The following is a 23,561-nucleotide window of genomic DNA, read 5'->3' on the forward strand; positions in this document are numbered from 1 at the left end:
TGAGGGACACGACGCGGCCTATGCTCCACCCCGTGTGGGTGGGGGTGCTGGGCCCGACGCTCGTCGTGGCCGAAGAAGGAGGGCCGCCGGTCGAGCTGCGCGCGGCCAAGCACCGCGCACTGCTCGCCGCACTGGCCCTGCATCCGGCGCGCACCGTCTCGCCCGACGTCCTCGTCGAGGCGATCTGGGGACCCGACGCCCCGGCGAGTGCGAGCACGACGCTGCAGAGCTACGTGTCGGTCGTACGTCGCGCGCTCGAGCCCGACCTGCCGGCCCGGGTCGCGTCGTCGTACTTGCTCAGCGTCGACAGCGGCTACCGCCTCGTCGCGGACACCGACGCCGAGAGCTTCGCGGCGACGGTTCACGAGGTGCACGGCCAGCTGGGAGCGGTGGCCACCGATCTGGTGCCGGTCGCGCACGACCCGGCGGCGATCGAGGGGCAGGCCGCTCGGCTGGCGCACGCCTTGGGGCAGTGGCGCGGCACAGCGTTCGACGACCTGCCGGAGTCCGACCTCCTGGTGCCCGAGCGTGCTCGCCTCGATGCCCTCCGGGTGCTGGCCCAGGAGGATCGGGCCGCCTGCTTGGTGGCGGCGGGTCGCGATGCCGAGGCGGTCGCCGAGCTCGAGTCGCTGACCCGGGCGCACCCCCTTCGCGAACGCCCCTGGCAGCTGCTGGCCCTGGCCCTCGCTCGCACCGGCAGGCAGGCCGATGCCCTCGGGGCGCTCGAGCGTCTGCGGACCACGCTCGATGAGGAGCTCGGGCTGGAGCCCTCGCGGGAGATCAACCAGCTGCAGACGGCGATCCTTCGCCACGAGCTGCCGCCCGCCCGCGCGAGGGCAGCCGTGGCGCCTGATCCGGCGCGCGGCCCTGAGCAGGCCACGGTCACGCTTCCAGAGTGGCCGCTCGTCGGCCGCGAGCAGCACCTGGCGATCCTGGAGAGCCTGCTCGACCAGGCGCACGGCGGCTCGCCCGCCTACGCCGCGCTCGTCGGCGAACCGGGCGCCGGCAAGAGCCGCCTCGGGGCTGAGCTCGCGGCCCGGGCTCAGCAGCGAGGTGCCCTGGTGCTGGTGGGCCGCTGCTCGCAGGACGAGGACGCGCCGCCGCTGTGGCCATGGCGTCAGGTGCTCGGCGACGCGGTGGTCGACCAGCCGACGGCCGGCGTGGACCCGGACGCCGCCAGGTTCGCCGTCGCCGAGTCCGTGCGCCGTGCGCTGGCCGACCTGGCTCGTGACCAGACCGTCGTGCTCGGGCTGGAAGACCTGCACTGGGCGGACGTCTCGTCGCTGCGGGTGCTGCGTCACGTCCTGGCCCACCTCGAGTCCGGACGTCTGCTCGTGCTCGCGACCTGGCGGCGCGGCGCGACCGCTGCGCCCACGAGCGCGGGTCACGCGCTTGCCGACGTCGCTGAGTCCCTCGCGCGCCACCACGCCACGACCATCGACGTCGCTGGACTCAGCGAGGAGGACACCGCCCGCCTGGTGTCCGAGCTCGCAGGCGGGGTCGAGGAGTCCGTGGCAACGGCGCTGCACCTGCGCACGGACGGAAACCCGTTCTTCCTCATCGAGTACGGACGGCTCGCGCGAGACGAGGGGCGTGGGCTCGGCGAGGCGATCGACACGGTCCCTGCGACGGTCGCTGCCGTCGTGGGCCGCCGGATCTCCCAGCTGCCGGAGCCCACGGCTACGACGCTCACGGCCGGCGCCGTGATCGGCCGGGAGTTCTCGGTCGACGTGCTGGCCCGAGCCCTCGACGCCGACGAGCTCGCCCTGCTCGACCTCCTCCAGCCCGCCGTCGACGGCGACCTGCTGCGCGACGTGGGTGGCGACCAGTTCCGGTTCGGCCACGCGCTGGCTCGTGACGCGGCCTACGACTCGCTCTCCCCGTCTCGCCGTGAGCGTCTACACGCGCGGATCGCGACCATCGTGGAGGAGCGGCCGGACGCCACGCCCCGCGCGCCCGAGGTGGCGCGCCACTGGGCGGCAGCCGGCCCCCGTCACGTCGGGCGGGCCTGGCGGGCTGCAGCGCGAGCGGGTGCGCTGGCGATGTCGGCGCACGCGGCCGAAGAGGCAGCCGGACACCTCGAGACCGCGCTCGCCCTCCATGCCCGAGACCCGGATGCCGACGCCCGGCAGCGTTACGACCTGCTCGTCGAGTACGCCACGGCCTGCCGCTGGAGCACTCGTCGCGACGAGATGCACCAGGCCAGCGACGAGGCGACCTTGATCGCCGGTGAGCTCGGTGAGCCGGAGCTCGTCGTCCGGTCGGCGACCGTGCCGTCGTACGACGCGCTCTGGCCGGCCCGGGCCTACGCGGTGAGCAACGAGGCGGTCGTCGGGGTGTTGCGACAGGCACTCGCCTCCTTGTCCGTGGAGGACTCCGAGGTGCGGTGCCGGTTGTTGCTGGCACTGGCGACCGAGGACTACTACTCAGCGCGGGCCGCGGAGATCGACCGGCTGGTGGACGAGGCCATCGGGATCGCCCGGCGGCTGGCGGACGTCGACCTGCTGGCGAAGTCGCTGCTGGCAGCGGTGACAGCCCTGTGGCGCCCCGACTGCGCCGAGAGGCGTCGAGCGCTCCTGACGGAGTGCGCCACCCTCGCCGAGGAGCTGGACGATGCCCGCCTGCTCACCAACGCTCGCTGCCTGTTGGCCAGTGTGCGCAGCGAGCTCGGCGACGTCGACGGGATCGATGCCGAGCTCGTCCGGCTGGCCGAGGACGCGCGCGAGCAACGCTTGTACTTCGCGGAGCTGATGCTGGTCTGCCTCGCGCACTCGTGGTCGGTCATGCGGGGCGACCACGAGGTGTTCGAGGCGCAGCTCGCCCGCGTCGATGAGCTCGAGGACCTCATCTCGATGCCCGCCAAGCTCGACACCGTCACAGGTGTGAGGCTCTACCGTCCGCTGTGGGAGCCCGACATCCCCGTGGCCGTCGATCTCGTCCAGTTCTTCCTCGCACAGACCAGCCTCCCCCTGGCCCCGGCGGCAGTTGCGCTGTTCTTGCGACGCAAGAACTTCGATGCCGCGAGGGTCATGTGGGACCAGAGCCATGAGGACGACAGGCTGAGCTGGTACTCCCCGACGTACTGGGCGTTCTGCGCGGAAGGCGCGCTGGGCCTCGGTGAACCCGAGGTGGCGGCGAAGATGTACGCCCTCCTTCGGCCCTACAGCGGGCGTTGCGTGATGTCCGGCACCAACCCGGCCTTGGGTCCCGTCGACGCGTACCTCGCGCTCGCGGCCGCCGGGACCGGCGACCTCGATCTGGCCACCCAGCACGCCGACCACGCGGTCGAGCAGATGCGTGCGTGGCAGGTCCCGCAGGCCGAGAGGTGGTTCCTCGACCTGCGGGATCGCCACGGTTTCTGAATCGCGTTCCGATCAGGCCGGCAGGTACCTGAAGGCCTGCTGCTCGAGCCTGCGGAACCGACGCCTGCCCAGCCACATCACGACCCGGAACGCCTGGCCGGCCTTGGCGAAGACGCCGTCGACCACGGCAGGCGCGAGGTCCTCGGCGATCCAGTTGCAGACGTAGAGCAGGGCGCGCAGGTCCTTCTTGGTCTCACCGAAGAACTCCTCCTCGAGCCGGTCCCACTCCTCCTGGGTCGTGTGCCGCTGAAGGATGGCCATCGCCTCGGACTCCTCGTGGCGCAAGTGGTGGTCGAGCAGCTCACGGGTCTCGGCGAGGCGCACCGACAGCTGTGCCCGCAGGCGGTCGCGGTCCCGGCTTTCTCGCGCGAGCTCGGCGAGGAGGTGCGCGCACGACTTCAGCTGGGGGTCGATCTTGTCGTGCTCGGCCTCCATGGCCAGCAGCACGACGCGCTCGTCGTCGTCGGCGCGCTGGAGCAGGAACGGCCACAGCCCGGCGTCCTCGCCGCTGTGGTGCTTGTGCAGCACGTCGGCGAACCGCCCCCACCGGTCGGCCAGCGCCGTCCAGGTCGCCCGGTCGTCGACCGGAGTGTGAGGTACGGCGCTGGCGAAGCGGCGCAGGTCGCGCCGGAACGCGTGGTGCATCAGGTACATCATGAACATGTCCACCGGCCCCTCCGGCGCGGCCGCCTGGCCGGGGAGGAGCAGCTGCTCGGGGTAGGTCGTGGTGGTCATCGCGGTCTTCCTTCTCGTGAGGCCAGGTCTGTCTGTGTGCCCTCACGGTCGCCGCCCCCGCTTGGGTGGTACTTGGGTGCGACTTGAGCGGTCGACCGTCTAGGTCGAGGTCCCGCCGAGGCGTCGGGTCAGGGCCCCGGCCGTACGGCGTACGGCATCGGCCAGTGCGTGGGCGTCGCCGTCGGCGTAGGTGAGCGCGAGGCCGGCGACGGGGTGGCCGTTGTGGTCCACGACTGCGGAGGCGACGCTCGCCAGGCCGGGAGTCACCTCGCCCTCTTCGGTGGCGAACCCGCGTTGGCGCGTGTCGGCCAGCAGGGCGCGTAGCTGGCTGAGCGTGCGCGGGCCGGTGCCGTGGCGGTGCACGAAGGCGTCGGCGTCGGGGTAGAGCGCGCGTACCTGGGCAGGCGGCAGCGCGGCCAGGATCGCCCGTCCGCTCGCGGTCAGATGGGCGGGGAGTCGCACACCCACGTCGGTGACCAGAGGTGGGCGGCCGGGGGCGCGCTCCTCGACGACGTAGAGCACGTCGCGTCCGTGCAGCACCGCGAGGTGGGCACTTTGTCGGGTCCGGTCCGCGAGCTCGGCGAGCTGTCGGCGGGCGATGCGCTGCAGCGGCTCTTGTCGGGTATAGCCACTGCCCACCTCGAACGCCGCGACGCCCAGCCCCCAGCGGTGCTCCTCCGGCAGGTGCACCACGAAGCCCTCCTCAGCCATGGCGGTCAGGAGGTGGTAGGTCGTGCTGCGAGGCAGGGCGCAGGCCCGCATGATGCGGTCGATCGACGTCGGCTCCGGCTGGGAGGCCAAGAAGCGCAGCACGCGCAGCGTCCGCGTCGCAGCGGGTACCTGTCCCACCCGGCCAGTCTCGCATCCGAGACAGCATTCCGTCGCCCCCCACTGCCGTCAGGAGGCGCACAGGAGTTGCATGACTGCCATGACGGTGCGTGTGGACGTCGGGCCCCTGTCGTTCGGGGACGTGGTCGCGGTGGCTCGAGAGGGCGCGGCGGTCGAGCTGACCCCGGACTCCCTGGCAGCGATCGACCAGGCCCGCGAGGTCGTGGACGACCTGGCGGCGGCACCCGACCCGGCGTACGGCATCTCGACCGGGTTCGGAGCCCTGGCCACCCGGCACATCCCGGCGCAGATGCGCGAGCAGCTGCAGCGCTCGCTGGTCCGCTCGCACGCCGCGGGCTCGGGGCCCGAGGTCGAACGTGAGGTGGTACGCGCGCTGATGCTGCTGCGCCTCTCGACCCTGGCGACCGGCCACACCGGCATCCGTCGCGAGACGGCCGAGCTGATGGCTGCGCTGCTGTCGGCGGGGATCACGCCGGTCGTCCGCGAGTACGGGTCGCTGGGCTGCTCCGGCGACCTGGCTCCCCTGTCGCACTGTGCGCTGGCGTTGATGGGTGAGGGCGAGGTGCGCGACGCCGACGGCACCTTGATGCCGGCCGGCGCCGCTCTGGCCACAGCCGGACTGGCTCCCGTCGAGCTGAAGGCCAAGGAGGGCCTGGCTCTCATCAACGGCACCGACGGCATGCTCGGCCAGCTGGTGCTGGCGATCACCGACCTGCGGATGCTCCTGCGTACGGCGGACATCGCCGCCGCGATGAGCGTCGAGGCCCAGATGGGCACCGACCGGGTCTTCGCGCCGGAGCTGCAGGCGCTGCGGCCACAGGTCGGCCAGGCGCTGTCGGCCGCGAACCTCACGGCGGTGCTGAAGGGCTCCGGCCTCATGGCCAGCCACCGGGAGGACAAGCTCCACCGGGTGCAGGACGCGTACTCGCTGCGTTGCTCGCCGCAGGTGCACGGTGCGGCGCGCGACACCGTCGAGCACGCGGCCGTTGTCGCGGGCCGCGAGCTGGCCAGCGCCGTCGACAACCCGGTCGTCGTGGGTGACGAGGTCCGCAGCAACGGCAACTTCCACGGGGCGCCCGTCGCCTACGTGCTGGACTTCCTGGCCATCGTCGCTGCCGACGCCGCCTCGATCAGCGAGCGGCGCACCGACCGCTTCCTCGACAAGGCCCGCAACCACGACCTGCCGCCGTTCCTCGCCGACGACCCCGGCGTCGACAGCGGGCACATGATCGCGCAGTACACCCAGGCCGCCATCGTCTCGGAGATGAAGCGGCTGGCCGTGCCGGCGTCCGTGGACTCGATCCCGTCCTCCGCCATGCAGGAGGACCACGTCTCGATGGGGTGGAACGCCGCACGCAAGCTCCGGCGGTCCGTCGACGGCCTGTCCCGCGTGGTCGCGATCGAGGTGCTGACGGCAGCCCGGGCGCTCGACCTGCGGGTCTCGACAGGCTCGACCCGCGGAGTGTCACCCGCGGCCGGCACGGGGGCCGTCGTCGACCTGCTGCGGTCCTCCGGGGTGCAAGGGCCCGGCCCGGACCGCTACCTGTCCCCGGAGATCGAGGCATGTGTCTCGCTCGTCCAGTCCGGCGCCGTGCTGGCCGCCGTCGAAGAGAAGATCGGAGAGCTTCAGTGAACGACCGCCTGCCCATCCACGCTGCCCACGGCACCGAGCTGACCGCGAAGTCCTGGCAGACCGAGGCGCCGCTGCGGATGCTGATGAACAACCTCGACCCCGAGGTGGCCGAGCGACCGGAGGACCTCGTCGTCTACGGCGGCACGGGCAAGGCCGCCCGCAGCTGGCCGGCCTACGACGCGCTCGTGCGCACCCTGCGCGACCTGGAGGCCGACGAGACCATGCTCGTGCAGTCGGGCAAGCCGGTCGGCGTGATGAAGACGCACGAGTGGGCGCCGCGGGTGCTGATCGCCAACTCCAACCTGGTCGGTGACTGGGCCAACTGGGAGGAGTTCCGCAAGCTCGAGGACCTCGGTCTGATCATGTACGGCCAGATGACCGCGGGCTCGTGGATCTACATCGGCACCCAGGGGATCTTGCAGGGGACCTTCGAGACGTTCGCCGCGGTGGCCGACAAGAAGTTCGGCGGCACACTCGCCGGCACCATCACGCTGACCGCCGGCCTGGGCGGTATGGGTGGCGCGCAGCCGCTGGCCGTGACGATGAACGACGGCGTGGCGATCTGCATCGACGTCGACCAGTCGCGGATCACCCGGCGCATCGAGCACAAGTACCTGGACACGCAGGCCTCGTCGCTCGAGGAAGCAGTGGAGATGGCGGTCAAGGCACGTGACGAGCGGCGTCCGCTGTCGATCGGCGTGCTCGGCAATGCGGCCGAGATGTTCCCGCGGCTGTTGGAGATCAAGGCGCCGATCGACGTCGTCACCGACCAGACCTCGGCCCACGATCCCCTGTCGTACCTGCCGATCGGTGTCTCCTTCGACGACTGGAAGGCCGCAGCCGACCGCGACCCCGAGGGCTTCACGAAGGACGCGCAGGCGTCGATGGCTGCTCACGTGCGGGCGATGGTGGAGTTCCAGGACGCCGGCGCCGAGGTCTTCGACTACGGCAACTCGATCCGGGACGAGGCCCGCAAGGGCGGCTACGACCGGGCCTTCGAGTTCCCCGGCTTCGTGCCGGCCTACATCCGGCCGCTGTTCTGCGAGGGCAAGGGCCCGTTCCGGTGGGCTGCGCTGTCGGGCGACCCCGCCGACATCGAGGCCACCGACCGCGCGATCCTCGAGCTCTTCCCCGACAACCAGCGCTTGCACAAGTGGATCAAGATGGCGGGCGAGCGGGTGCACTACCAGGGCCTGCCCGCGCGGATCTGCTGGCTGGGCTACGGCGAGCGCCACCTCGCCGGCTTGAAGTTCAACCAGATGGTGGCCAGCGGGGAGCTGAAGGCGCCGATCGTGATCGGCCGCGACCACCTGGACTGCGGCTCGGTCGCATCGCCCTATCGCGAGACGGAGGCCATGCTCGACGGCTCCGACGCCATCGCCGACTGGGCGATCCTCAACGCACTGGTCAACACCGCCTCAGGCGCGACCTGGGTGTCCTTCCACCATGGTGGCGGCGTCGGCATGGGGCGCTCGCTCCACGCCGGCCAGGTCTGCGTCGCCGACGGCACCGAGCTCGCTGCCCAGAAGATCGAGCGGGTGCTGACCAACGATCCTGGGATGGGCGTGATCAGGCACGTCGACGCGGGCTACGAGCGGGCGGTCGAGGTGGCCGACGAGCGCGACGTACGCGTGCCGATGCGCGACTAGGCTGCGCGCCCCTGCCACCGGTTCGCCACAACTGTCGGATAGCGAACCGACGGTGCTGCCGGTCGCGGTCGAAGGTGTGGTCACCGCCGCGAGAGCGGCCCTGACCTCAAGGAGATCGCCATGGACCTCACCCTCCGCCGCCTGACCACCGCCGCACTGACCGCCGTCGTCGGCGGCCTCGCGACGCTGTCGATGGCCACCCCTGCGAACGCGGCGTTCGCCAACCTGACCTCGGGCACCGGAAGCGTCGCGGTGACCTTGTCGGACGACGAGGCCAGCGACTGGTACACCCTCGGCAGCGTGATCGGCTACAGCAGGCGCATGGAGATCTGCGACAGCATCTCCCGCCAGACCAACGCTGAGCGCCTCAGCGTGGGCAACCACAACGAGCTCAACCAGGACGAATGCCAGGCGGCCGTCAACAAGTGCCTCAGCGTGGACAACCTCAACTTCGTGCAGGTCGACATCGCTGCGGACGACAAGACCGTGACCTGCTCCCACTGGTCCTACATGGACGCGGGCGACCTCTACGACCTGCTGACGAAGATGGACGAGTGGACCAAGCAGCAGGGCGTCTGAGGAAGCCTCGAGCCGTCGCGGTCGCGGACGCTACGCGGGGTCTCCGCGGTGTGCGTGACGATGCTCGTGGGGCGACTCGTCCGCTGTGTCCTCGGCCGCGAGGGGACGACCGGTGACGTCGGTCGCGGTCTGGTCCGCAGGATCGGCGTAGGTCCCACCGGCCGCCGGGGGCGCGGTCGTCGTGGGCTCGCCAGGCTGGTAGTCGTCGGCGCGCGTGTCGACGTCGGGGTCGACCCGGTCTGCAGATCGCAGGTGGTCCTCGACGCGGGCCTCCTCGTAGGTCACTCCCTGCTGAGCCTGCGCCGCCTGCTGCTCGGCCCTGGCGGCCTCGGCGCGCGCGACCTCGGCGCGTGCGGCAGCCTCCTCGGCCTCGCGGCGCGAAGCCTCGACCGCTGCCGTCTTCTCGGCGGCCTCGTTGCGCAGCTGCTCGGCGTGCTCGCGCTGTGCCTGGGTGCGTCGGTTGCCCATCAGCGCCCAGGCCGCCGCGGCAGCGACGACGAGAACGACCACGATCAGGATGATCCAGCCAGCGGTGTTCATGTCTTCCTCCCGACCCTGCCGCGACGCTCGCACGGCCTCGGGCCCGGCTCCACGGAACCAGACAGGTGGTCCCCGTAGTCCACCCGCCCGGGTGGTTTGCGCTCGCCCCGGACCGCAACGATGCCGCCCACCATCGAGCTCACCCGGCGCGAACAGCCCATGTGTCGCCACGGCGACGGACAGGGGACTCGGCCACCGAGCAGGCTGAAGGCACCAAAGCCCCGGATGCGTCCGACGCCCGTTCCTCCCGCCTCAGGAGTCCTCATGAAGATCCTTCGCCGTCTCACCGCCGGTGTCGTCGTGGCCGCCGCCGTCTCGGCGGGCGCCGTCGCCGTCAGCGCACCTGCCGGTGCCGTCACGGTGTCCAGCGTCGGTGGCACCGCCACGGTCTTCGTGACCGCCGACGAGGTCGCCCCCTTTGGCAACTGGTACCCCGCTGGCGCACCGGGCGACAAGTGCGCCGAGATCAACGCCATCGTCAACGCACAGCGTCAGGCGCAGGGCATCAGCCAAGGGCTCACCCAGCACGAGTGCATCAACATGATGAACCGATGCCGCTACGACGTCGGCGTCACGAGCCAGGTCGTGAAGGTGTTCGCTGACAACCGCTACACCTGCTACTCGTCGCAGACTGACCCCAACACCCAGACCATGGTCTCGGCCCTGCAGCAGATCGCCGCTGCGCTGGGGTGATGATCGGCTCGCTGGCGGCTGCGGCTGGTTACTGATCCCGGCCAGGCGGGCGCCACCGGCGCAGCCGCTGGAACAGCTCGGCCTGCTCGACGGCGTCGTCCAGGGCGTGGTGGGTATGGGGACGCTGCGGTACCAGCTCGGGCGGGAGCTTCTCCTTGCCCAGCTCGTCGAGCACGCGGTGGGTGCCGACGTACACCATCGTCTTCATGTCGAGCGCCGAGCCGAACGAGAAGGGCGAGCCGATCTCGGAGTACGTGTGGAAGTACCACTGCAGGAACATCCAGTCGTAGCCCATCGGCCAGCCGACGAAGACCGGACGCCGGCCGTCGGCCAGGTCGAGCACCCACTTCGCGGCATCGGTCATCGCCTGCGCGGGATCGATGCCCTCGGTCTTGAGCCGCTCGCGGTCCAGGCCGGTCTCGGCGATGGCGTTGAGCGCCTCTTGCTCGAACTCCTCGGAGATCGGCTTCAGCTCACGGTAGAAGCGCGCCGACTCCGGCTGGATCGGACGAAACGTGCCGGCCGCGTCCTGCTCGCCGGCGATGCACATGCCGAGCGCGAGCATCGAGAAGCGGCCGGGGATCGGGCCGTCGGCCTCGATGTCGGCCGAGATGTAGGCGTCCGTGCGGACGGGCGGTTCGGCGTCGAGCTCGTCGGGCAGCTCGTCCTCGGAGGTGGTCGTCACTCCCTGGGCTCCGAGGCTTGCTTGATGACCAGGTCGTAGACCTGTTTCAGCCCGGGTGACTCGGAGATCTTCTGCTGGAAGTACCCGCTCACCTGGACGTTGGAGGCGGCCGCGATGCGCTCGGCAGCAGCGAGCAGCTCGTCCTCGTCAAGCTCGGGCAGTCTGCGGACCAGGTCCACGATCTCGTCGCGGTCGGGCCCGGAGTAACACTCGGCGATGGTGCCCTCGAGGGCGGCCAGCTGACCGGCGATGGTCTCTCGGTCGAGTCGGTCGGCCCGGATGGCCTCGCTCAGCGCGTGCATCGTGCCGCCCACCTGGTAGAGCCGCGCCGGCGGGTCGTCGAAGAGCTGCCGCAGGTACGACGCGTCGGCGTCGCGCCGCAGGATGCGGGTGATGTTGTAGAGACGCTTGGCGACCTTGCCGTAGTTCTCATGGCCCTCGGCGCTGTACTTCGCGATCTCGCCGCCGATCTGCTCGAGGTAGTTCTCCAGCCCGTCGGGCGAGACGTGCTGCACCAGCCGCTCGATGTCGACCTTGCTGTCGGGATCGAGATAGACCTCTTGGTAGAAGCTGTCGAGCACTCCGTCGAGCGCGACGACCGAGCCGTCGGGGGCCTCCCAGGTCGCGTCGATCACCTTGGACACCGGGACGACGCGGTCCTTGGCGCGATCTGCGAAAACCCAGTCCAGCTTGACGAAACCGGGGTCCATGGCGACGTCGTGCATGCGCAGGCGGTAGGTCTCCCCGGTGGCGTCGACGACCTTGACGACGCGCCCGTCGATGTCGGTGAGGCCCCAGCTGATCGGCGAGCCCTGGGACACGGCCTCCTCGTCGCGGCTGTACGGGGCCGGGTAGAGGCCGAGCTTCATCTCGACGAACTGGAGCAGCGGGTTGGTGAACGTGCGGGCGACCGACTCGATCATGGTCAGGGCCAAGATCGCGACGGCGTCCTCCCGGGTCGGCGCGACGATGTGCACCCGCTCGAAGAAGTCGCAGTCGCCCGGGAACAGCTGGAACTTCGACTGGGCGGCGCTGCCCGCCAGCGCCATCGCGCTGCGGACCCCGTCTCGGGCCTGGGTCCGGATCATGTCGGCGATCTCACGCAGCGACTCGACACCCGACGCGTCGAAGTCACCCACCACGTCGTCGAGGCCGAAGACGCCGCCGCGCTGGACGAAGCGCTCTTGCTCGTGCATGGGCACAGTCTTCCTCTCTACGATGTCGCGCGGAGGGGGAACACGGCATGGACATCTCGACCTTTTACGCGCTGTTCTCGGCGACCTGCTTCACCCTGCTCGGTCTCTGGTGGAACGTGCTCCAGCTCAACTCGACGTGGATCGGCATCCCGGAGGAGCGCCGGGCGGTGGGCGGGATCTACCTCACGTTCCTGCTGCCGGCCCTGATGGGGCTGTTCGCACAGGTCGGCGGCACCGAGACGCCGACCGTCTGGCGGGCCAGCTTCATCGCGGTGGCCGCGGTCGGCTGCTACTCGACCTTGCGACTGATCCGGGTGCTACGCCACTCCAGCGAGCCGAAGCCGCAGGCCAAGTACGTCGCCACGCTCGTGATCTATCTCCTGGTCGCCTTCATCGGCGCCTATCCCGAGGTCGCCACGGCGTTCGACATGCGCCCGGTGCAGATGGAGGCCATCTTGCTGATCCTGCTGGTGGTCGTTGGTCACGGCCTGGTCTGGGACTTCATGGTCCGACGCCCACCCGGCGGCGGGCACGTGCGAGGTTCCGACACGTGACCCCCGAGCGGCGCGCCGTGCTGGGCCGCGTCGCCGACGCTCTGCCCGACCTCGACCGGCCGCTTCTCGTCGTCATCGACGGCGGCGACGGCGCCGGCAAGACCTGGTTCGCAGACGAGCTGGCCGACGTGCTCCGCCAGCGGCGACGGGTCGCCGTACGCGCCTCGATGGACGACTTCCACCACCCCCGTGCCCATCGCCACGAGCAGGGACGGACGGGCGAGACGGTCTGGGCGCGATCCTTCGACTATCGGGCGCTGCGCCGCGAGCTGCTCGACCCGTGGGGACGAGGCCCGGGAGCGTCGTACCGCTGTCGCTTCCACGACCTCACGAGTGATGCCTACGTCGAGGCCGAGGCCGAGGCCGTGCCGGATCGCGGCGTGCTGGTGGTCGACGGTGTCTTCGCCCAGCGCGAGGAACTACGTGAGTGCTGGGACGTGGTCGTCTGGCTCGAGGTGCCCGATGAGGAGCGCGTACGTCGAGTGGCCGCGCGGGGTGGCTTCTCCGCCCAGGTCGACGATCCGGAGCAGCAGCGGTACCTCGACGCGCAGGCCCTCTACCGGGCTGTCGCCGACCCCGTGCGCTCTGCCGACCTGGTGATCGACAACGCCGACGTCGACAGCCCGACGGTCGCCGGTGTGGTTGCGGTGCCACCCGGCTGGCACCGCACGCCCCACGGCCTGCGCCGGGTGATCACCACCGACTCCGCGACGGCCGAGCGGATCAACCGGCTGCTCGGGCCGCCTTCTTGACGATCTTGGTGATCTCGCGCTCCTGGGCGGCGCTCAGCTCGGTGATCGCCCAGACGACCGGCCACATCGAGCCGTCGTCGAGGTCCGCCTCCTGCTCGAAGCCGAGCTGGGCGTAGCGGGTCTTGAACTTGTCGGCGGCCTTGAAGTAGCACACGACCTTCCCGTCGCTGGCGTAGGCGGGCATGCCGTACCAGGTCTTCGGTGCCAGCCCCGGCGCCGCCGACGTGACGAGCTCATGCACCCGAGCGGCGAGCTCCTTGTCGTGGTCGGGCATCTCGGCGATCGCGTCGAGGCACGCCTGCGCCTCTGCGGCCGCCTTGTCCTTGGCGCGGCTGCTCGTGCGGACCTCGCTGGCCCGGGCCTGCATGGCGCTGCGCTCTTCGTCGGTGAACTGGCTGGTGTTCTTCCCGCTCTTGGTGGTCATGCCCGGTTGACGAACGCGGCTCGAGGTTTGTGACACCTGGCTCGTGCGACCCTGGGAATGGAGCAACGAGACGAGGTCCTGGCGGCTGCGAAGGCCAGGGCGGAGGCCCTTGCGGAGGCCGACAGCAAGCGACTGACCACACAGCCCGCGAAGTTCGGGGGGCGCCTCACGCGCGTTCGTCGGGGAGGTGTCTCTTCGGCGCCACGCGGAGGTGGGCTCGTTCGCCCTGTTTGCCGACGAGGCTCAGGAACTCGACCGGTCCGGAACTGGTGGCGCCGAACCAGTGCGGGGTTCGGGTGTCGAACTCTGCGGCTTCGCCGGGCTCGAGGATGAGGTCGTGCTCGCCGAGCACGAGGCGGAGGCGTCCGCTGAGGACGAAGGCCCAGTCGTAGCCCTCGTGCGTGCGCAGGTCTGGCTTCTGGTCGTCGCCTGGGGGGAGGACGAACTTGTAGGCCTGGATCCCGCCTGGGCGTCTGCTCAGAGGCAGGATGGTGCGGCCGTCGTTGGTGGGAAGCGGCCGCAGGTTCACTCGAGGGTCACCGGTCGGCGGTGCGTCGACCAGCTCGTCGAGCGTCACGCCGTACGAGCGTGCCAGCGGCAGCAGCTGCTCGAGCGTCGGTCGCCGCAGACCGGTTTCAAGCCGAGACAGGGTGCTGATCGAGATGCCGGTCTCGTCTGCGAGCTCGGTCAGGGTGATCTCGCGCCGCTGACGCAGCTCCTTGAGGCGCGGGCCGACGGCATCGAGGGTTCTGTCGGTGTCATCCATGAGGACAGTTTGCCATTCGGCAAGAATGTTTGCGAATCCGCCTGGTGAGAGTCATTCTCCTTGCTGTGCCGCAGACGGCGGCCGCACAGCCCCGGGAGACAGCACCGTGGACCACACCTTCGACAAGAACTACTGGGACGACATCTGGTCAGGCGAGCGTGCGAGCGCGATGAGCACCAGCGACCCGAACCCTCACCTCGTCGGCCAGGTCGGGAACCTGAAACCAGGCTCGGCCATCGACGCCGGCTGCGGCGCGGGTGCCGAGGCGATCTGGCTGGCCTCGGCCGGATGGTCCGTCACCGCGGTGGACGTATCCGAGGCCGCACTCGCCTACGGCGAGCACCGCGCAGCCGAGGCAGGCGCCGGCGACCGCGTGCAGTGGGTGCAGGCTGACCTGTCGACCTGGGAACCCGGACAGCGCTACGACCTCGTCACCACCCACTACGCACATCCCGCGATCCCCCAGCTCGAGTTCTACCGCCGCATCGCCTCCTGGGTCGCGCCTCACGGCACCCTCCTCATCGTCGGCCACCTCCACCACGACAGCACCCACCAGCACCGACACGGCCACGAGAGCGAGTACGGCGACCAGCCCCCGGCGGAGGCGTCCTCGACCGTGAGGGCGATCACGGCGCTGCTCGACCCTCAGACCTGGCAGATCGTGACCGCTGAGGAATCGCAACGGACCATGACGGGCCCGGGCGGTCACGAGACCACCACCCACGACGTCGTCGTCCGCGCCACCCGCCGCAACTAGCCAACCCGCCCCCAACGCGCGCCTGCCCGCCTGCCGCACCGGCACGGCGGCGACGAACCGCGCTCGGAGAGAGGAACCCGTGAAACACCACCATCCGTCGACCACCGGCCACGCCCGTACCACGATCGAGGACCCCCGCAAGAGGCGTGCGGTCCTGGTCGCCGTCTGCGTGGCCCTCATGGCCGTCATCTCCTCCGTCACTGGGCTCAACGTCGCCCAGCCCGAGCTCGCGGTCGACTTCGACGCCTCGCAGAGTGAGGTCCTGTGGTTCATCAACCTCTACACACTCAGCCTCGCAGCACTCCTGCTGCCGCTCGGTGCGCTCGGTGACCGGTGGGGCCGCAAGCCCATGCTTCTCGCCGGACTGACAGTCTTCGGCATCGCCAACGCTGCCGCCGCGTTCGCCACCTCCACCGAGATGATGCTGGCATGCCGATTCGCCGCCGGCGTCGGCGCCGCAATGATCATGCCGGTCACGCTGGCCGTCATCACCTCCACGTTCCCTGAAGAAGAACGAGGCAAGGGAATCGGCGCATGGACCGCGGTCGGCGGCGGAGGCGGCCTGCTCGGCATGTATCTGTCCGCAGTCCTGGTCGACATCGCCTCCTGGCGGTTGCTGTTCGCCCTTCCCGTCGCCCTGGTGGTCATCGCCGTCGCCATGACGCTCCGGTCGGTGCCCAACACCCGAGAACTCGCCCCTCACCGCTTCGACACACTCGGCTCAGTCGCGTCCGTCTTCGCGGTCCTCGGCCTCGTCTACGCCCTCCACGAAGGCCCGGTCCATGGATGGTCCGAGCCGCCAACGCTCGCAGCGCTCGCCATGGGCATCGCCGGCACCGTCGGGTTCATCGCCTGGGAGCGCCGTCAGACTGCTCCATTGCTCGACATCCGCCTGTTCCAAGACCGGCGCCTGGCCGCCGGGTCCCTCTCCATCCTGACCGTCTTCGGAGTCCAGGCCGGCATCCTCGTCGTCCTGTTCCCCTACCTCCAGATCGTCCTCGGCTGGTCGGCCCTGCACGCCACCGTCGGGATGCTGCCCATGGCCGTCTTGATGATGGCCTCCTCGGTCCTCGCCCCCAGAGTCGCTCAACGCGCCCGCCACCGCCCGACCATGGCCCTCGGCGTTGCACTCGTGACAGCCGGCTTGGTCCTGATGGCAAGCCTGATCACCGTCGATGGCGGCTACCTGACCGTGCTGCCCGGCATCCTGACCCTCGGTTTCGGCATGGGACTGGCCATGACCCCCTCCACCGAAGCCATCACCAGCTCTCTACCTCGAGCCAAGCAAGGACTCGCCTCCGCCCTCAACGACGTGACCCGAGAATTCGGCACCGCCATCGGCGTTGCCCTGCTCGGCGCAGTCCTCACCGCCGGCTACCGCAGCGCGATCGAACCCCAACTCGTCGGAGTACCGGATGACGTCGCCGGACCCGTCCGCGATGGCCTCGCCAACGCAGTCGCGGCAGCAGGCGACCGCGGCGACAGCTCGATCGCCATAGTCGACGCCGCCCGACAAGCGTTCGTCGACGGCTGGCAGCACGCCATGTGGGCCGGCGCCACAGCCATGACCGCCCTCTTCCTGGTCATCGTCATCCGCCCGAAGTACCCAGTCCCACCCGAACCGAACACTCCACTCACCACCTGGGCGTCACCAGACCACCAGCGTCATTGAGCCGCCTTGGACGCGCCGATCGGACGGCGCGTACTCACTGCTTGACATGTGACCATTCGGTCACCTATCGTCACGCACGTGGGCGACGACGACCACGTCTTCAAGGCACTGGCAGACCCGACGCGCAGGCTGCTGCTCGACCGGCTCTTCGAGCGCGACGGGCGGACGCTGGGCGACCTCGAGTCGCAGGTCGAGATGTCGCGCTTCGGGGTGATGAAGCACCTGCGGGTGCTCGAGGACGCCGGTCTCGTCGTCACCCGGAAGTCGGGACGGGAGAAGCTGCACTACCTCAACCCGGTGCCGATCCGCCTGGTGCACGACCGCTGGATCGACAAGTACACCGAGCGCCGCGTTTCGGCGCTCACCGATCTGAAGCGCGAGCTGGAGGGAACCGCATGACCACGACCGAGACGCAGACGACGCAGATCTACCGGATCGCCATCGAGGCGACGCCCGAGGCGATCTGGGAGGCGATCACCACTTCGGAGTTCACCCAGCGGTTCTTCTTCGGCGCCCGCCACACGGTGACCGCGGAGCGCTACCTCTCGCTCAGCCCCGAGGGCGAGGTCTGGGCCGACGAGCCCGTCGAGGAGTTCGACCCGCCGCGCCGACTCGTGCACGGCTGGCACTCCGAGTACGACGAGGAGCTGGCCGCCGAGGCCCGAAGCCGCGTGGCCTGGGAGATCGAGCCCCAGGACGACGGCAGCTGCCTGCTCACGCTGGTCCACGACCGTCTCGAGGGCGCGCCCAAGACCGCTGCCTCTGTGGCGGGCGGCTGGATGACGGTGCTCGGTCGGCTCAAGAGCCTCCTGGAGACGGGGGACGCGGGTGCCTGAGCTGTCCTTCGACGAGTTCACGATCTCGCTGCTGGTCAGCGGTGCACGGCCCAACGACGCGCGGCTGCAGGATGCGCACCTGGCGCACCTGGCCCATCTCCACAAGTCGGGCGTGCTGCTGGCCGGAGGTCCGTTGAGCGACCCAGCGGGAGAGTTGCGGGGACTCAGCATCCTCAACGTGCCGCCCGACGAGGCGAGACGACTCAAGGAGGAGGACGAGGCGGTCCGGGCAGGGGTGTTCTCGGTGCGGGTGATGCCGTGGATGATCCCGGCCGGGGCGGTGAGCTTTACGCCCACGTTCTTCCCGCGCTCGATGAAGGATGTCACCGGTTAGTTGCCCGGCGACGGAGTTGTCTGACAATCTGCCGCCGTGGACGTGAGCCTGATCGGAGTACCCACCGACGTCGGCGCCAGTGTCGTCGGCTGCCGCCTCGGGCCCGGAGCCTTGCGGCTCGCAGGCATCCAGGAGGCCCTGGAGAGGTTCGGGGCCGACGTCAAGGACTGCGGTGACGTCTCCGGTCCGGTCAACCCGATGGCGCCTCCGGTCGACGGCTACCGGCATCTCCCGGAGGTCATCAAGTGGAACGAGGCGCTCTTCGATGCCGTCTACGGCGAGGTGTCGGTCGGGCGGATGCCGATCATGCTGGGCGGTGACCACTGTCTGGCCATCGGTTCGGTCAGCGCCGTCGCGCGCTACTGCCGTGAGCAGGGCCGGCCGATGCGGCTGCTGTGGTTCGACGCCCACGCCGACTACAACACCGCGTCGATCACGCCATCGGGCAACATGCACGGCATGCCCGTCGCGGTCCTGACCGGCCACGGTCCGCAGGAGCTGGTGGAGCTGTCGGGCGAGGTGCCCGCACTCGCACCCCACCACGTCCGCGAGATCGGGCTGCGCGACGTCGACCTCGGCGAGAAGCGGCTGCTGCACGAGCAGCAGATCGAGGTCTTCGACATGCGCTACCTCGACGAGGTCGGCGTGCGTGAGGCGATGCGGATGGCTCTCGACGACCTCGAGCCGGACACGCACCTGCACGTCAGCCTCGATCTCGACTTCCTCGACGACACCATCGCGCCCGGAGTCGGTACTCCGGTCCGGGGCGGCCCGACGTACCGAGAAGCCCACCTGTGCATGGAGATGATCGCCGACACCGGTCGGCTGGGCAGCCTCGACATCGTCGAGCTCAACCCCGCCCTCGACGTCAAGAGCGAGACCGCACACCTCGCCGTCGACCTGGTGGAGAGCCTGTTCGGGAAGAGCACGCTGCTACGTGTTCACCAGCGCTGAGGCCTTCGGCTTCAGCACGAACGCCAGCAGGTACAGGCCTCCCACGATCAGCAGCAGGTTGGCGTAGCCGGTCAGCAGCGCGGAGTACTCCAGGCAGCCACCCACGATCGCACCGAGGATGTTGACGGCGAACGCGGCCTGCGAGTCGCCGGACTCGCTGAACCTCTTGGCGAAGGCGATGTTCGCCAGGTAGATCGGCAGGAACGCCAGCAGTACGGCGACCGCGAGGCGCGGCACGAAGGGCAGGCCGAGCAGCCAGTCGGGTTGAATCACGTAGGCGAGCGCGAGCGCACCCGCGATGCCCGCGAAGACCACCGGCAATGACGGTGTGCGCACTCGTCTCGTCGTCTCGACGGCCGCGAGCACGACGACCAGCACCCCTGCGAACACCAGGGCGTTGACCAGCCAGGTGGTGCCGAACAGCAGCGCGAACGTCGCGACGTTCTTGGTCTCCAGCAGCAGGAAGGCCGCGCCCATGAAGAACAGGTCTGCGTAGGGCCGCATCGACCGGAACGAGCCACCCAGCAGTCGCAGCGCCAGGGCCGACACGAACAGCATCGCGGCGATCGCCCAGAGGTACATGCTCGGGAACCGGTCGCCCTTGAAGTAGAGGAACGGGCGGTCGTCGGTCGCCGGTGCGACGACCTGGCCCGACGGCTGGTAGGCCGTCTCGCACTGCTGGTGGTCGGGGTCGCGGGCCACCGTGACGACCGCCTGTGCGCCGGCGAAGGTGTCGACGCACGGCGTGTGCCCGAACACGCTGGCCGCCGTGCCCGCGAGCCGGTCGATGAGCCAGGTCTCGCGGTAGTAGTTGTACATCGCGAAGGAGCCGTCGGGCTCGAGGTGCTCGCGGGCCTCCTCGATCGCGCGGTCGGTGAAGAGGAAGGACTCGAGGCGGATCTGCGAGGCCCCGCTGACCAGCGTCAGGGAGTCGGGCAGGGCGAAGAGGATCAGGTCGTACTTCTTGTCCGTCGACTGCAGGAACGCCCTGCCGTCGTTGACATGCCGGGTGACCCGAGGGCTCTGGTAGGCGCGGTCAGGGTTGCGCTCGACGCCGATCTGCATGATCCGCGGGTCGATGTCGACGGCGTCGACGTGGGTCGCCCCCTTCGACAGCGTGATGGCGACGTCGGAGCCCGAGCCCGCGCCGACGATGAGTACCTCGTCGAGCGAGTTGTCCTTGATGCGCAGATAGGGCGTCGAGTACTGCTGCTCGCCCTGGTCGAGCTTCCACTGGGCGGGCGCCATCAGCTGATGGGGAACGCCGTTGACGGCGATGTCGACGAAGTCGGGGTTGCCCGGCACGACATCGCGCGTCGTGATCTTGTAGTACGGCGACCAGCTGGTGCCCGCGGCCGTCGACTCGACCAGCAGCGTGCCCACGAGGACGACTCCGGCGGCGATCGCCAGCACGCGCTTGAGGTGGGGCACCAGGAGCAGGAAGGCGACCGCCACGATGACTCCCCACACCACGGGGGGCGCCCACATGAACGACAACACCGTGAACAAGCTGATGCCCGCCAGGGAGCCGACCAGGTCCCAGCGGTAGGCCGTCAGCGGCGACAGGTCGGCGAAGCAGCGACCGACGATCTCGGCGGGACCCGCGATGACCAGGGCCACCACCGCGAACACCAGCGGCAGCACCAGCCAGGCCGGCGGACCGGTCGCCGTGAGCGAGGTGAAGTAGATGACCTCGGAGCCGGTGCGGTCGAGCGAGACGGGGAACAGGCGCACACCCAGCACCAGCAGCGCCAGCAGCGCGGGCGCGAGTGGGATCAGCGACCACGAGCGCCGGCTGACCAGGAACCCGACCCCGATCCCGAGGAACGATCCGAGCAGCACGAAGTTCGAGAAGTACGACAGGTGCACGATGTTGGAGCCGAGCCATCTGATCAGGGCCAGCTCGAGGAAGAGCATCAGCGCACTGCCGAGGACCAGGCGGCGCACCGTGCTGGATGTGGGGCTCAGTGGACGGCCTCAGGTCGCGGGAGCAGGGAGATCTTCTGCCAGATCTTGTTCGAGAGCTCGGTGGTCATCGTCTCGAGCGTAGAGATCGTGTTGAGGATGACCTCATCGGTGCTGTGCTCGGCGCACAGCGCGGCCGTCTTCGCGGTGAGGCTGAGCATCTCCGAGCAGTAGTCGAGGTAGTGGTGCAGCTGGTCGGCGTCGAGGCCGTGCGTGACGCTCTCCGAGGTGCGGGTGTAGCCAGGGCTGACTTGCTCAGGATCCTTGGAGAGCTGGTGCATGTCGATGACGTGGGCCAGCGAGCGCAGGCGGTGGAGGAGGCGCAGGAGGGTGCGGCGCTCGCGGCGCTCGGGAAACGCCCACAAGAACAGCATCGCGATCGACGAGAAGACCAGGTCGTTGATCACGCTCTCGATGAGCGGCACCCAGTCCTCGCTCCTCTCGAGTCCGTCCCTGATCGCGTTGCGCAGGCTGAAGGTGAGCAGCACCACCGTGGCCACGACGATCGTGACGCTCGTGGTGCGGGCGATGAGCGTCGTACGGCGCAAGCGCACGTTGGACTGCTCGGTCACGCTCTCGACCTCGTCGACCAGCCGCCTGAGGTCGAGCGCAGCACGCGTCAGGCCCCGGTCGCCGAAGCGTGCCCGGATGCGGCGCTCGAGGTGATCGACGGTGTGCCCGACGTGGAGCGCGGCGAGCTGGACCTCGTCGCCGGCGGGGCTGGTCACGGGCACGCACCCAAACTAGACGTCCGACACGCCCGGTGACGGGAATGCGGCGTTTGGCACACCGAGCCCGTGGCTGAGCCGGATACTCGGCTCAACACCTGACAACTCTCTCGGGCATCTCTCGGACACGGAGGATCGAGATGGGCTTCATGGACAGCATCAAGGAAGCGCTCGGAGGCGACAACGACGACCAGGCGATGCCTCCTGCCCACGTCAGGCCACTCATGCAGGCTCGCCACGTCGACCGCGATGCCCCGCCCGAGCGCATGGAAGACGCCGACCGCATCACCGGCGGCAAGCACCGCCTCGCCGGCTGACCCTGCTGGTTGAGGAGGTTGCGCCGTCTCCGCTGGTTGAGGAGGTTGCACTATGTCGCTGGTTGAGGAGGTTGCGCAGCAACCGTCTCGAAACCAGGCGAGTGTCGCTGGTTGAGGAGGTTGCGCTAGCAACCGTCTCGAAACCCGGTGACCGCGACGTCGGCGGTTCACTCGCGGGGTTTCGAGACAGGCGCTAGCGCGCCTTCCTCAACCAACGGGGGGGCGGATATTTGGTGGGCCCCAACATGTGAGAAACCCCAGCAAATACAGGGGCTCTCGACCCCGGACTGTCGGTGCTCGATGATCGAATAGACCCATGAGCGGAACTCGGGACCAGCAGCCAGACGACGGGTCGGCATGGCTGCCGGACTCGGCGTCAACGGTGCTCGAGGCCGCCCGCGAACTCCGTACCGCAGCCGACGCGGCGGAGGCGAGGCTGTTGGAGCTGGCGGTGCAGTGGGCGCTCATCCACCCCGCCGAGTCGTTGGCCGATGCCGGCACCTTCCGGCTCCACGGTGACGTCCCGGTCCCGATCGCCGGCCCGGGCGCACCCCTGGTCGCGGAGTTCTCCATCGCCGAGTTCGCCGCCGCGATCGGGACGACCACCGAGTCCGGCAGACGCTACCTCGGGCACGCCCTCGAACTCAGATACCGGTTGAACAAACTGTGGGCCCGAGTCACCACCGGTGACCTGGCGGCGTGGAAGGCCCGCCGGGTCGCCGAGCAGACCCGATGGCTGACCCCCGAGGCCGCGACCTATGTCGACAAGCATGTCGCACCCCTCGCCCACAAGATCGGCCCCGCCCAGCTCGACCGGCTCATCGCCGAGGCGGTCGCCCGGCACATGCCCGACCAAGCCGAAGCCGACCGCAAACAGGCCTGGGACCAACGCCGCTTCGACATCGACTTCGACACCGTCGCGATCGCCGGCACCTGCCAGGTCAGCGGCGAGCTCGACCTGGCCGACGCCATCGACCTCCACAACGCCCTCACCGCCGACGCGAAGGTTCAGGCCGACCTCGGCTCCACCCTCACGTTGGACCAACGCCGCTCGGTCGCCCTCGGCAACATCGCCCGCCGCGACCTCACCCTCGACTACCCCCAGATGGTCGACGACGAAGACCAACCCCAGACCAAGCCGAGCAAGCCGAGCAAGCCGCGGGACATGGTGCTCTACCTCCACCTCACCGACGCCGCCACCACCGGTGCCTCTGTGGGCTGGGGTGTGGGGCGGGTGGAGAACACCGCCACCCCGGTGCTGGCCGAGACCATCCGGACCTGGTGCGGCCACCCCGAGGCCAAGATCACCGTGAAACCGGTGATCGATGTGGCGAAGCACGTCCACCACGGCGCCTATGAGATCGACGGCCGGATCAGCGAACCCGTCGCCCTGCGAGACCACACCTGCGTGTTCCCGTGGTGCACGAAACCAGCCCGCAGACTCAAACCGGGCGAGCATGCGGCCGACTGCGACCACAACCACCCCTACGCCCAGGGCGGGGCCACCTGCACCTGCCAGATCGCGGCCCTGTGCCGCAAGCATCACCGGTTGAAGACCCACGGCCGCTGGCGATACCTGAT

At 69.7% G+C, this 23,561-nt stretch carries 24 protein-coding genes; 15 read left to right on the forward strand and 9 right to left on the reverse strand.

Annotation, left to right across the window (positions count from 1 at the left end; translation table 11 throughout):
- Nucleotides 1-32 precede the first annotated feature (32 nt).
- On the forward strand, nucleotides 33-3,362 hold the full coding sequence (locus ISU10_RS16885) for an ATP-binding protein (protein WP_194697592.1): 3,330 nt from the start codon (nucleotides 33-35) through the stop codon (nucleotides 3,360-3,362).
- Nucleotides 3,363-3,374: 12 nt separating this feature from the next.
- Here the strand turns inward: ISU10_RS16885 and ISU10_RS16890 are convergent, their stop codons facing one another.
- The gene (locus ISU10_RS16890; RefSeq protein WP_194697593.1) at nucleotides 3,375-4,097 is read right to left on the reverse strand and encodes a hemerythrin domain-containing protein; all 723 of its coding nucleotides are present in this window, start codon (nucleotides 4,095-4,097) and stop codon (nucleotides 3,375-3,377) included.
- 99 nt (nucleotides 4,098-4,196) lie between these two features.
- A complete protein-coding gene (locus ISU10_RS16895) occupies nucleotides 4,197-4,946 on the reverse strand; it encodes an IclR family transcriptional regulator (RefSeq protein ID WP_194697594.1) in 750 nt (249 codons plus the stop codon).
- A gap of 70 nt (nucleotides 4,947-5,016) precedes the next feature.
- On the opposite strand from ISU10_RS16895, the gene hutH reads away from it, so the two are divergent.
- From hutH to ISU10_RS16910, 3 genes are all read left to right on the forward strand, one after another.
- Nucleotides 5,017-6,579 (forward strand): histidine ammonia-lyase, encoded by a 1,563-nt coding sequence (gene hutH, locus ISU10_RS16900; RefSeq protein WP_194697595.1) that lies wholly within the window; start codon nucleotides 5,017-5,019, stop codon nucleotides 6,577-6,579.
- Nucleotides 6,576-8,228, forward strand: coding sequence for a urocanate hydratase (hutU, locus tag ISU10_RS16905; protein ID WP_370865566.1), 1,653 nt, complete (start codon nucleotides 6,576-6,578; stop codon nucleotides 8,226-8,228). Before hutH ends, hutU begins: the two co-directional genes overlap by 4 nt.
- Nucleotides 8,229-8,348: 120 nt before the next feature.
- Nucleotides 8,349-8,807, forward strand: a complete 459-nt coding sequence (locus ISU10_RS16910; RefSeq protein WP_194697597.1) for a hypothetical protein — start codon at nucleotides 8,349-8,351, stop codon at nucleotides 8,805-8,807.
- 30 nt (nucleotides 8,808-8,837) lie between these two features.
- On the opposite strand, the gene ISU10_RS16915 is transcribed toward ISU10_RS16910, so the two are convergent.
- Nucleotides 8,838-9,347 (reverse strand): hypothetical protein, encoded by a 510-nt coding sequence (locus tag ISU10_RS16915; RefSeq protein ID WP_194697598.1) that lies wholly within the window; start codon nucleotides 9,345-9,347, stop codon nucleotides 8,838-8,840.
- Between the two features lie 264 nt (nucleotides 9,348-9,611).
- Here ISU10_RS16915 and ISU10_RS16920 point away from each other — a divergent pair, with 264 nt between their 5' ends.
- A complete protein-coding gene (locus ISU10_RS16920; protein WP_194697599.1) occupies nucleotides 9,612-10,040 on the forward strand; it encodes a hypothetical protein in 429 nt (142 codons plus the stop codon).
- A 28-nt stretch (nucleotides 10,041-10,068) separates the two neighbouring features.
- Here the strand turns inward: ISU10_RS16920 and ISU10_RS23885 are convergent, their stop codons facing one another.
- Complete coding sequence (locus ISU10_RS23885; RefSeq protein WP_370865568.1) at nucleotides 10,069-10,725, reverse strand: 3'-5' exoribonuclease domain-containing protein; 657 nt, start codon at nucleotides 10,723-10,725, stop codon at nucleotides 10,069-10,071.
- Complete coding sequence (locus tag ISU10_RS16930) at nucleotides 10,722-11,921, reverse strand: hypothetical protein (protein ID WP_194697600.1); 1,200 nt, start codon at nucleotides 11,919-11,921, stop codon at nucleotides 10,722-10,724. Before ISU10_RS16930 ends, ISU10_RS23885 begins: the two co-directional genes overlap by 4 nt.
- Nucleotides 11,922-11,968: 47 nt before the next feature.
- Here ISU10_RS16930 and ISU10_RS16935 point away from each other — a divergent pair, with 47 nt between their 5' ends.
- Nucleotides 11,969-12,475 (forward strand): hypothetical protein, encoded by a 507-nt coding sequence (locus tag ISU10_RS16935; RefSeq protein WP_194697601.1) that lies wholly within the window; start codon nucleotides 11,969-11,971, stop codon nucleotides 12,473-12,475.
- Nucleotides 12,472-13,227, forward strand: a complete 756-nt coding sequence (locus tag ISU10_RS16940) for a nucleoside/nucleotide kinase family protein (protein WP_194697602.1) — start codon at nucleotides 12,472-12,474, stop codon at nucleotides 13,225-13,227. The genes ISU10_RS16935 and ISU10_RS16940 overlap by 4 nt, the downstream gene beginning before the upstream one ends.
- Here the strand turns inward: ISU10_RS16940 and ISU10_RS16945 are convergent.
- Nucleotides 13,199-13,651 carry an iron chaperone gene (locus ISU10_RS16945; RefSeq protein WP_194697603.1) on the reverse strand — a complete coding sequence of 151 codons (453 nt, stop codon included), beginning with the start codon at nucleotides 13,649-13,651 and terminating at the stop codon, nucleotides 13,199-13,201. The two genes, ISU10_RS16940 and ISU10_RS16945, sit on opposite strands and share 29 nt — an antisense overlap.
- 166 nt (nucleotides 13,652-13,817) lie before the next feature.
- The gene (locus tag ISU10_RS16950; RefSeq protein ID WP_194697604.1) at nucleotides 13,818-14,417 is read right to left on the reverse strand and encodes a helix-turn-helix domain-containing protein; all 600 of its coding nucleotides are present in this window, start codon (nucleotides 14,415-14,417) and stop codon (nucleotides 13,818-13,820) included.
- Nucleotides 14,418-14,523: 106 nt separating this feature from the next.
- On the opposite strand from ISU10_RS16950, the gene ISU10_RS16955 reads away from it, so the two are divergent.
- The 6 genes from ISU10_RS16955 to rocF all read left to right on the forward strand — a co-directional run bounded on the left by ISU10_RS16955 (nucleotide 14,524) and on the right by rocF (nucleotide 18,970).
- Complete coding sequence (locus tag ISU10_RS16955; protein WP_194697605.1) at nucleotides 14,524-15,174, forward strand: class I SAM-dependent methyltransferase; 651 nt, start codon at nucleotides 14,524-14,526, stop codon at nucleotides 15,172-15,174.
- Between the two features lie 79 nt (nucleotides 15,175-15,253).
- On the forward strand, nucleotides 15,254-16,846 hold the full coding sequence (locus ISU10_RS16960) for an MFS transporter (RefSeq protein ID WP_194697606.1): 1,593 nt from the start codon (nucleotides 15,254-15,256) through the stop codon (nucleotides 16,844-16,846).
- A gap of 78 nt (nucleotides 16,847-16,924) precedes the next feature.
- Nucleotides 16,925-17,245 carry an ArsR/SmtB family transcription factor gene (locus ISU10_RS16965; protein WP_370865572.1) on the forward strand — a complete coding sequence of 107 codons (321 nt, stop codon included), beginning with the start codon at nucleotides 16,925-16,927 and terminating at the stop codon, nucleotides 17,243-17,245.
- Nucleotides 17,242-17,682 carry an SRPBCC domain-containing protein gene (locus tag ISU10_RS16970; protein ID WP_194697607.1) on the forward strand — a complete coding sequence of 147 codons (441 nt, stop codon included), beginning with the start codon at nucleotides 17,242-17,244 and terminating at the stop codon, nucleotides 17,680-17,682. The genes ISU10_RS16965 and ISU10_RS16970 overlap by 4 nt, the downstream gene beginning before the upstream one ends.
- The gene (locus ISU10_RS16975) at nucleotides 17,675-18,016 is read left to right on the forward strand and encodes a YciI family protein (RefSeq protein WP_370865574.1); all 342 of its coding nucleotides are present in this window, start codon (nucleotides 17,675-17,677) and stop codon (nucleotides 18,014-18,016) included. The genes ISU10_RS16970 and ISU10_RS16975 overlap by 8 nt, the downstream gene beginning before the upstream one ends.
- A 36-nt stretch (nucleotides 18,017-18,052) precedes the next feature.
- Nucleotides 18,053-18,970, forward strand: coding sequence for an arginase (gene rocF / locus ISU10_RS16980; protein ID WP_194697608.1), 918 nt, complete (start codon nucleotides 18,053-18,055; stop codon nucleotides 18,968-18,970).
- On the opposite strand, the gene ISU10_RS16985 is transcribed toward rocF, so the two are convergent.
- Both ISU10_RS16985 and ISU10_RS16990 read right to left on the reverse strand, forming a co-directional pair.
- On the reverse strand, nucleotides 18,950-20,917 hold the full coding sequence (locus tag ISU10_RS16985; protein WP_370865576.1) for a spermine/spermidine synthase domain-containing protein: 1,968 nt from the start codon (nucleotides 20,915-20,917) through the stop codon (nucleotides 18,950-18,952). The two genes, rocF and ISU10_RS16985, sit on opposite strands and share 21 nt — an antisense overlap.
- Nucleotides 20,918-20,934: 17 nt before the next feature.
- On the reverse strand, nucleotides 20,935-21,669 hold the full coding sequence (locus ISU10_RS16990) for a hypothetical protein (RefSeq protein ID WP_228501207.1): 735 nt from the start codon (nucleotides 21,667-21,669) through the stop codon (nucleotides 20,935-20,937).
- Between the two features lie 143 nt (nucleotides 21,670-21,812).
- On the opposite strand from ISU10_RS16990, the gene ISU10_RS16995 reads away from it, so the two are divergent.
- Together ISU10_RS16995 and ISU10_RS17000 are read left to right on the forward strand one after the other, a co-directional pair.
- Entirely contained in the window at nucleotides 21,813-21,980 is a 168-nt protein-coding gene (locus ISU10_RS16995; RefSeq protein ID WP_194697609.1) for a hypothetical protein, read from the forward strand.
- Between the two features lie 316 nt (nucleotides 21,981-22,296).
- A partial coding sequence (locus ISU10_RS17000; RefSeq protein ID WP_194697610.1) for an HNH endonuclease signature motif containing protein occupies nucleotides 22,297-23,561 on the forward strand: 1,265 nt, incomplete at its 3' end.

The organism is Nocardioides agariphilus (assembly GCF_015352445.1).
In the GTDB taxonomy this organism is placed as follows: domain Bacteria; phylum Actinomycetota; class Actinomycetes; order Propionibacteriales; family Nocardioidaceae; genus Nocardioides; species Nocardioides agariphilus.

Excerpts from the sequence above, each read along its gene's own strand:
- ISU10_RS16890 (WP_194697593.1), bottom strand. The coding sequence starts at position 4,097 with ATGACCACCACGACCTACCCCGAGCAGCTGCTCCTCCCCGGCCAGGCG.
- hutH (WP_194697595.1), top strand. The coding sequence starts at position 5,017 with ATGACTGCCATGACGGTGCGTGTGGACGTCGGGCCCCTGTCGTTCGGG.
- ISU10_RS16910 (WP_194697597.1), top strand. The coding sequence starts at position 8,349 with ATGGACCTCACCCTCCGCCGCCTGACCACCGCCGCACTGACCGCCGTC.
- ISU10_RS16915 (WP_194697598.1), bottom strand. The coding sequence starts at position 9,347 with ATGAACACCGCTGGCTGGATCATCCTGATCGTGGTCGTTCTCGTCGTC.
- ISU10_RS16920 (WP_194697599.1), top strand. The coding sequence starts at position 9,612 with ATGAAGATCCTTCGCCGTCTCACCGCCGGTGTCGTCGTGGCCGCCGCC.
- ISU10_RS16930 (WP_194697600.1), bottom strand. The coding sequence starts at position 11,921 with ATGCACGAGCAAGAGCGCTTCGTCCAGCGCGGCGGCGTCTTCGGCCTC.
- ISU10_RS16935 (WP_194697601.1), top strand. The coding sequence starts at position 11,969 with ATGGACATCTCGACCTTTTACGCGCTGTTCTCGGCGACCTGCTTCACC.
- ISU10_RS16945 (WP_194697603.1), bottom strand. The coding sequence starts at position 13,651 with ATGACCACCAAGAGCGGGAAGAACACCAGCCAGTTCACCGACGAAGAG.
- ISU10_RS16950 (WP_194697604.1), bottom strand. The coding sequence starts at position 14,417 with ATGGATGACACCGACAGAACCCTCGATGCCGTCGGCCCGCGCCTCAAG.
- ISU10_RS16970 (WP_194697607.1), top strand. The coding sequence starts at position 17,242 with ATGACCACGACCGAGACGCAGACGACGCAGATCTACCGGATCGCCATC.
- ISU10_RS16995 (WP_194697609.1), top strand. The coding sequence starts at position 21,813 with ATGGACAGCATCAAGGAAGCGCTCGGAGGCGACAACGACGACCAGGCG.